This is a genomic window from Streptomyces sp. NPDC026515 (assembly GCF_055567595.1).
On record NZ_JBVHQD010000055.1, the window covers coordinates 1 to 2,275 of the forward strand.

General features: G+C 64.2%; 2 protein-coding genes. Both read right to left on the minus strand.

Features of this window, described 5'->3' with window-relative positions:
- Positions 1-66 precede the first annotated feature (66 nt).
- Complete coding sequence (locus ACZ4O3_RS44025) at positions 67-777, minus strand: DsbA family oxidoreductase (protein ID WP_467728025.1); 711 nt, start codon at positions 775-777, stop codon at positions 67-69.
- 137 nt (positions 778-914) lie between these two features.
- The gene (locus ACZ4O3_RS44030) at positions 915-2,123 is read right to left on the minus strand and encodes an MFS transporter (protein WP_467728027.1); all 1,209 of its coding nucleotides are present in this window, start codon (positions 2,121-2,123) and stop codon (positions 915-917) included.
- Between the last annotated feature and the right edge of the window lie 152 nt (positions 2,124-2,275).

A 2,275-nucleotide genomic window follows, 5' to 3' on the forward strand; every position in this document is an offset into this window, starting at 1 on the left:
CTCCGTCGATGCAGGTGGCGGCTGCTGGGGCCGGTGGTTTGACGATCGGGTTTGGTTCTTCCTCGGTCATTGGGTGACCTCCTGTTTCTTCTCGGCGAGCTGGCGCAGGATGTCGGCGAACGTTGCTGGGTCCTGTGCTCCGGCGACTCCATAGGCATTCTCGAACACGTAGAAGGGAACACTTGAGATGCCGAGCTGTCGTGCTCTGGCTTCGTCCGCCCGCACATCGTCGGCATACCGGTCTTCCTCGAGTGCGCTGAGTGCTTTCTCGCGGTCGAGGCCGATTTCGGTGGCGAGGTCGGCGAGATCTTCGTTCCGGCCGACGTGACGTCCTTCCTCGAAGTGAGCGGCGAGAATCCGCTCGACCATGTCGAGTTGGCGTCCCTCTGCCTTGGCCCACCGGATCAGCTGGTGTCCCTTGAGCATGTTCGTGTGCCGGAGGATGTCGTAGTCGAAGTCCAGTCCGACAGCCTTTGCCGCGGCGACGATCCTGGCGAGCAGCGGCTGGACCTGGTCGGCTGTGAATCCGCGGATCTCCAGGTAGTCCTGTTCGCTTCCCTCGAACTCCTCAGGGAGATCGGGCGCGAGTTCGTATGCGTGGTACTCGATCTCCACCGGGATGCCGGTTACGGTCACAGCCTTTTCAAACTTTCGCTTACCGATGTAGCACCAGGGGCAGGCGATGTCCGACCACACATCGACCCGGATCGGTTCGATCCCTGCCGAGGACGTGGATGTGGGTGTGGGTGTGGGGTCAGTGTTCTGATCAGTGGTCATGGCCTCTTCTTTCTCGCAGCCGTGGGGCCGGCACCGGTGCTCTCCCGTGAGATCACGAGCCGGAGCACCGGTGAAGGGACGAGGCGGGGCGGTGGTGTCCCGCTTTCTCTGGTGTTCACATCGATACGTCGATGCCCTCAAGACTTTGCGCTGGGCCCGGGGAATGCGTGAGTGCGTGCGAGGATCACGACGACGACCGTGAGGATGACGAGGACCGCGACGGCGATCATGAGTGACGCCGATCCGAGGCCGGCGAGGAGGATGCCGCCGATCAGACCGCCGAGGCCGATTCCGCCGTTCCACATCGTGACCATCAGCGGCTGGGCGGCGTCGGCGTGTTCACGCGACGCTGACATCAGCGCGCCCTGGAACAGGGTCGCTGCCCCGCCGAACGCGAGTCCCCACGCCGTCACGGCGACGTAGTCCACGGCCACGTTCTTTGACCACAGCGTCAGCGCGACCGCCGCCACGGCGAAGAACACAGTGCTCAGGATGACGAGGCGACGGTGATGCCGGTCGACGAACAAACCGGTGAGCCAGATGCTCAGGATCGAGGCGACACCGAAGGCCAGCAGAATCCACTGGACCTGGTCCTCGAGCCCCACGCCCGCCAGCACGGGTGCGATGTACGTGTAGAGGATGGTGTGAGCGAGCACGTACACACCGGTGACGATCAGGATGGTGCGAAGACCTCGGATACGAAGGAGGTGACGAAGGGGCAGCCGCTCAGCGGCCTTCTGGCCGGGGACGTTCGGCAGCTTCCACATGGTCCAGGCGATGAGCAGCGCGGCGAGCACCGACATGAGACCGAAGGTCACCTGCCAGCCCATAATCTGACCGAGGAAGGCTCCGACGGGAACACCCAGGGCGAGCGCGACGGGCGTGCCCGCGAATGCGAAGGCCATGGCCCTGCCCTTGAGGGCGTCCGGGGTGATGCGCTGCGCATAGCCACCCAGGATGCTCCACGTCACACCGGACGCTGCGCCGGCAACGAACCTCGCCGCCATCGTGAGCGTGTAGTTGACGGAGACCGCTGTGACGAGGTTGGCGACGAGGAATCCGACGAGCGCAACGACGAGAAGGTGTCGTCTGGGCCAGTTCGTGGTGGCGACGGACACAGGGATCGCTGTGAGCAGCGTGGCAACGGCGTAGATGGTCACCGTCTGTCCGGCCACCGACTCGGAAACGCCGAGCGCATGGCTCATCTGGGGAAGCACCCCCGCGGGCAGAGCCTCAGTGAGCGTGGTGATGAAGCCTGCCGTGAAGAGCGCGATGAGAGCTGCGATGGGGAGGCGGTCTTGTCCCGGCGCCCTCAATATCGGGTCCTGAACCTGAACCTTGGTCATTTCTACTTCCCTCTCTGGCACGCGAAGCCGCAGCTCGCCGGCCTGTCACGTCTCACTGCACCGCTCCTGCGGCGCGCATCCGATACTGCAACCTTGACATCAGTGTGAATGCAAATACGGCCCGCGAACGGCTCCCACAGAGGCGCTCACCG